The following is a 4,673-nucleotide window of genomic DNA, read 5'->3' as shown; positions in this document are numbered from 1 at the left end:
TAAATTAAAATGATAGAATAGAAATTAAATATAAATTAGAAAGGAAGAATAATGAAAGAGAACGAAACTATAGAAAGAACATTAAACTGTGTTTTCAATATAGAAGAATATAATTTTTTAGAACTTGAAGAAATTAGAGAAAAAGCAAGAAAAATAATCAATAGGATTCTAACAGGAGATATATCAAAGGAAACAATAAAGTATCTGAATGCATACTATTTAGATGAGGAATCAATAGAGAAAACAATCGAAATACTTAAAAAATATAAACAATACGAAATAATATGGGAAGAATTAGAAGAAATTAAACAAGAGATTAAAGAATTAAAAAACGAATATAAAAGCAAAAAAATAATCTATTGAAGACAACAACCACCCAAACGGCTGTTATCTGATTTAGGTTGCACTGTCACACCTATTTTTTAGCTTTTTGCTTTTTAGTTCTTCTTCAAGAATTTTATTTAATAACTTTTTATTCTTTAACTCTTCTTTAAGAAATTTTCTACCATTCAACTTAAATGATTCTGGGATGTTATTTTTTCTTGCTTGAATCATTAACCAATCAGCCAATAAACTTGTCAAAATTGAATCACAATGGTTTTCGATATAAAGAATTGCATCAAATAATGCACTATCCAAAGCCATCCCATGATTATCTTGATGTATTGGTTCAATATCTATTAAATTCTTATCAAAATTTTGCTTTTGAAAATCTGCATAAGAACCTATATACATACTTGAAATTTTTAGCTCTAACATTTAATTGTCCTATTATTTAGCCATCTAATAATACTTCTTCTAGAAACACTTAGTTTATCTGCAATCTCTGTATTATTTAATCCAGCTATATGTAATTTTAATGCTTCATCACGAATATTATTATACTGTGCTGACCTAGCTTTACCCCCATAACTGGAATCCCCTTGACGCCCTTTAATGGCTTGACGTTCGACAAATTTAGCATAAGCTTTATCATGATTACGCCATACCCAACAAGAAATAGACTTAGCTGTTGCCTTTATCTCTGAATATGGCAATAGCTCTAAAAATGCATTATTAGCCTCGTGGCAACGTTTTAATACTTCTGCATGCCAAATATCATAAGTACTTCCTCGATGCTCTCTAATCGCTTTATATGCCCATTTACGAACATTATTAAATAGAGTGCAGTTACGCCCAAGCCCTAACTGCTCTTGTTTCTTTGTTAATTTCTTAGGTAAATCGACAAAATCAGCTAGATAATCGAGTGTGTAAGCTCGTTCGCTCCAAAACTCAATTCGCCAATCTTGGTGGAAGGGATTTTTAGTAATCAAATGACTATAGCCAACGTCTGCACCTAGCTTATTAGCAAGCCCTGCCTGTACTTTTGATGCGTAATTTATAGCTTTTTGACTGCCAAATTCGCTAGTACACAATGGAATTTCTAATTTGTAGCAAATATGGGCATGTCCATTTTTAGGATTTTGAGCAGTCCAGTAAGGAGTTGGAAGGTTTTCATCATGCCAAGCCATGACAGCTTCGGAGCGATCTAAGTCAAAAAAGAAATAATGTAGCATGCAAGGCTGATTGCCTTGTATGTACTGCATTTTGATTGCTGTTGTTTTTGGTCTTATTTTTAATCCGTACAGTAATTCATCTGAGCAGTACGGTTTATGTGCGAGATTATTAAAAAAATCGATTAATTGAATGTTTTTCACGTTTTGCAACGTCCTATTGGTTGCAAATAATCAAAACATCAGTAAAATACTAATTATCAGATTAGTGTTTATAGATGCTTTAAGTATTTGTTAAACAATGAGAAAAAAGTAGGTTTGCCGACCTACTTTTTTTTCGCCTTTAAGAAATCTAACACAGTTTAAAATGTTTTAAAAGTATTTGATTTTCCTAACAAATATATATTAGTTTCTAATTATCATTTAAATCTAAATGTAGCTTAATTGCACCTTCAACAGCGATTAAATCAGCTTCGGAAAGTGTGTCTAGTTTGTTTGATAATCTCTTTTTATCTGCTGCCATAATCTGATCAGCCATTGCTTTCGCACTCTTTCCTGCAACTGTAACGACAGCTTCAGCAGGGTAAACTCGCCCTGTATTGCTTGTTAGTGGAACAACAACCACTCGTGCAACGTGTTTATTAGCAAGGTTGTTACTCACAATCACAGCAGGGCGTTTTTTTCTAATTTCTGAACCGACAGAAGGGTCAAACTCTACCCACCAAACTTCACCCCTCTGCATGAGCAATATCCTCGCTCAACGCATTACACCACTCTAGGGCTTCGCTTTCTCTTTCTTCATCAGATGCCATTGCCATATAGCCTTCTTCTACACTACGCATTGAATTTTTTGCATAGTCAAAAGACAAGGGAACCGTTTTTGTTTCAGCTACTTGCTTTAAGAACAATTTAAATGCCAGTGCTGCACTGAGTCCGTAACCTTCCAACACTGGAAAGGCTTGATCTCTAAGTTCAGTATCAAGTCTGATATTAAAATTTGTTGTTGCCATAGGCTCACCTATTTTACAATTTAATTACTTTTATAAAGCAAATGTACTCTTAATTATTGAAATTGTCTAGCGTTCCATACCTCGACTTATTGTTTTTGTTTTTTCTATTTTTACTTGTTGAGCAAGGTATTGATTTGATCTCGTAATTGCTTGTTGAGATTGTTCAACACTGTATTGGCTCTGTTTAATTCCTCGTTCTGTTCGCTGTAAGCTTGATTCTGATTGGTCAAGGCTTCGATCTGCTCGCTCTGTTTTTGATTGATTTCTTTTAGCTCGTTCAAGTGCTGTTCTAACAAGTTCAAAGTGTCGTTGTAGTGATTCATGAAGTCGTTGTTCATCTGTTTGTCCTACTTCTCTAGTTTGAGTAGCATTTGGTCGTTGGTATTCTCGAATGCATCCGCTTTCTTGCTGTTTCTCGCTATGATCAAGATAGATTTCTTGTCCTGTGTTTCTAATATTCTGACTTTGTGTAAAGCCTGTTTCTCTAAAGGGGTTTGTTCGATCTTGAGATTGATTTCGGATAATTCCTGCTTTTTTTCTTTGATCTGATAGCCGAGCCATGCTGTTATCCCTAGAAAGATCAGAAATATTGTCACCAGTACGCCCAAAACTACGCCCTTGAGAGTATTCAAATGCAAAGCTTTTTTGATGTTCGGCTGTTGGTCTTTGATGGTCTGTAGGTTTTCTTCTAAAGTGTTCTCGGTTTGCTTCAAATTTTTTTGTAGTAAGGCGTTGTAACTTGCCATGTGCTGTTTGGTAGCGTTCTCGGCTTGTATCTTGATATTCCTGTCCTGCTCGGCTGTGTTCTTGTGCAAATTGTTGATCAAATTGTCGATTTTCATAAATGATGCCTTCTAATCGTATGTTTCTTTTGCCGTCAGGGTTTTTAATGCTGATTGATCTGTCGGTTTGGCGTGCGATTTCAAAGCCTGCGTGTTCTAGGGTCTGAATAACGTCTTTTTGGTTTTGTATTGCACCTGTGCTGATTTGCTCGACTATGGCTGTGCCAATCTGCTGTTTTATGTCTTTAACGGTTTTCGGTAGGTTTTGGCTATTCAGGGTCTTGATAGCTTGGGCTTTGTCAGGGGCGTGTGGGTCTGTCAGTCCGTATTGGTGGTTTATGGTTTGTTTCCAGTTTTCAACCAATGGGCGGTCTACTTGGTCGTAGTAGGGCTGTAGTCGCTTGCCTGTGCTGAGTTCTACATTGGGTATGACAAAATTGAGTTCTAGGCGGTCTTTGTCGGTGTGTTCTATCCATGTGATGTCGTACTGGTCTTTGTCTAGTCCTGCAAGGAGGCTTTCTTCAAAGCTTTGCATGATGTTTTGTTTTTGTTGGGTCGCTAGGTTTTTTTCTTCAAAGGACAGTACGCCTACGGTATAGCGATTGGTAAATTCGAGGTTATCGGCAATGCGTTGGGTAAGTTCAGGATCGCCACTGATTAGATATGCTCCTTCCCGATCTCGGTCTTTACCGAGTAGGTAGTCGATTGTTGCCCCTGCACTACCACCGCCCCTATTGGCAAGAAATTTAACGATCATAGTGGTCTAGTATCCGTTGCAGTTGGCTTCTAATGCTTGCAAGTTCTGCAAATGCTCTGATTTTTTCAATATCTGAATCTACTGTGTTTGCTTGTCGGGCAATTTGATTGAGGTTTCCACCGATTCGCCCGAGTCCTGCAAGGAGCTGTGGGTCTGCAACTTTGTATTTGCGTTGTTTATTCAGTTTTGTTTCTAAGCATGTGTTTCTAATCCATGTCGCTAGTTCTGCCCCTTCCATGCGTTCAAGGAGTGCCTGGTGTTCTTCTTCGGTCAGACGTATTTTGATTTCTTTTTGTCTTTTAATAACGGGCTTCTTGGTCATGATTAAATCCAATTGGGTGGATTGGGTCGGCTTTTTTTATGAGGACAAATTGCATGACAAGGCAATTTACCGCAGTGCAAAAAGTCGAAAAGAGGGTTAAGGGATTCTTCCCTTACAAGGCATATTAGGGTAACTCTAGCGAAAACTTTAGTTTTTGTATAGAGTACCCTTTATGTGTCCTTGCCCATTTATAACAATATAAAAGCAACAAAAGTAAATTAAAATGATAGAATAGAAATTAAATATAAATTAGAAAGGAAGAATAATGAAAGAGAACGAAACTATAGAAAGAACATTAAACTGTGTTTT

At 36.5% G+C, this 4,673-nt stretch carries 7 protein-coding genes; 1 reads left to right on the top strand and 6 read right to left on the bottom strand.

Annotated features, from left to right (window positions below; all coding sequences use genetic code 11):
- Positions 1-51: 51 nt before the first annotated feature.
- Complete coding sequence (locus tag BLS38_RS12765; RefSeq protein ID WP_092750207.1) at positions 52-363, top strand: hypothetical protein; 312 nt, start codon at positions 52-54, stop codon at positions 361-363.
- Positions 364-396: 33 nt separating this feature from the next.
- On the opposite strand, the gene BLS38_RS12760 is transcribed toward BLS38_RS12765, so the two are convergent.
- From BLS38_RS12760 to BLS38_RS12735, 6 genes are all read right to left on the bottom strand, one after another.
- The gene (locus BLS38_RS12760; protein ID WP_092750205.1) at positions 397-759 is read right to left on the bottom strand and encodes a hypothetical protein; all 363 of its coding nucleotides are present in this window, start codon (positions 757-759) and stop codon (positions 397-399) included.
- Positions 753-1,697 (bottom strand): replication initiation protein, encoded by a 945-nt coding sequence (locus BLS38_RS12755; RefSeq protein ID WP_092750203.1) that lies wholly within the window; start codon positions 1,695-1,697, stop codon positions 753-755. Before BLS38_RS12755 ends, BLS38_RS12760 begins: the two co-directional genes overlap by 7 nt.
- A gap of 208 nt (positions 1,698-1,905) precedes the next feature.
- Positions 1,906-2,235: a type II toxin-antitoxin system PemK/MazF family toxin gene (locus BLS38_RS12750; protein WP_092750201.1), complete on the bottom strand. Its 330-nt coding sequence runs from the start codon at positions 2,233-2,235 to the stop codon at positions 1,906-1,908.
- A complete protein-coding gene (locus BLS38_RS12745; protein WP_092750199.1) occupies positions 2,222-2,503 on the bottom strand; it encodes a type II toxin-antitoxin system RelB/DinJ family antitoxin in 282 nt (93 codons plus the stop codon). Before BLS38_RS12745 ends, BLS38_RS12750 begins: the two co-directional genes overlap by 14 nt.
- Positions 2,504-2,569: 66 nt before the next feature.
- Positions 2,570-4,042: a relaxase/mobilization nuclease domain-containing protein gene (locus tag BLS38_RS12740; protein WP_092750197.1), complete on the bottom strand. Its 1,473-nt coding sequence runs from the start codon at positions 4,040-4,042 to the stop codon at positions 2,570-2,572.
- Positions 4,032-4,364, bottom strand: a complete 333-nt coding sequence (locus BLS38_RS12735; RefSeq protein ID WP_092750195.1) for a plasmid mobilization protein — start codon at positions 4,362-4,364, stop codon at positions 4,032-4,034. The genes BLS38_RS12740 and BLS38_RS12735 overlap by 11 nt, the downstream gene beginning before the upstream one ends.
- Between the last annotated feature and the right edge of the window lie 309 nt (positions 4,365-4,673).

Source organism: Acinetobacter boissieri, assembly GCF_900096955.1.
Classification (GTDB): Bacteria; Pseudomonadota; Gammaproteobacteria; order Pseudomonadales; family Moraxellaceae; genus Acinetobacter; species Acinetobacter boissieri.
The sequence above is the reverse complement of the archived record's forward strand: the minus strand, read 5'-3'. Positions and strand labels throughout refer to the sequence as shown.

Bases quoted from the DNA above. Each gene is read 5' to 3' on its own strand.
- BLS38_RS12765 (WP_092750207.1), top strand. From the start codon at position 52: ATGAAAGAGAACGAAACTATAGAAAGAACATTAAACTGTGTTTTCAAT.
- BLS38_RS12760 (WP_092750205.1), bottom strand. From the start codon at position 759: ATGTTAGAGCTAAAAATTTCAAGTATGTATATAGGTTCTTATGCAGAT.
- BLS38_RS12750 (WP_092750201.1), bottom strand. From the start codon at position 2,235: ATGCAGAGGGGTGAAGTTTGGTGGGTAGAGTTTGACCCTTCTGTCGGT.
- BLS38_RS12745 (WP_092750199.1), bottom strand. From the start codon at position 2,503: ATGGCAACAACAAATTTTAATATCAGACTTGATACTGAACTTAGAGAT.
- BLS38_RS12740 (WP_092750197.1), bottom strand. From the start codon at position 4,042: ATGATCGTTAAATTTCTTGCCAATAGGGGCGGTGGTAGTGCAGGGGCA.
- BLS38_RS12735 (WP_092750195.1), bottom strand. From the start codon at position 4,364: ATGACCAAGAAGCCCGTTATTAAAAGACAAAAAGAAATCAAAATACGT.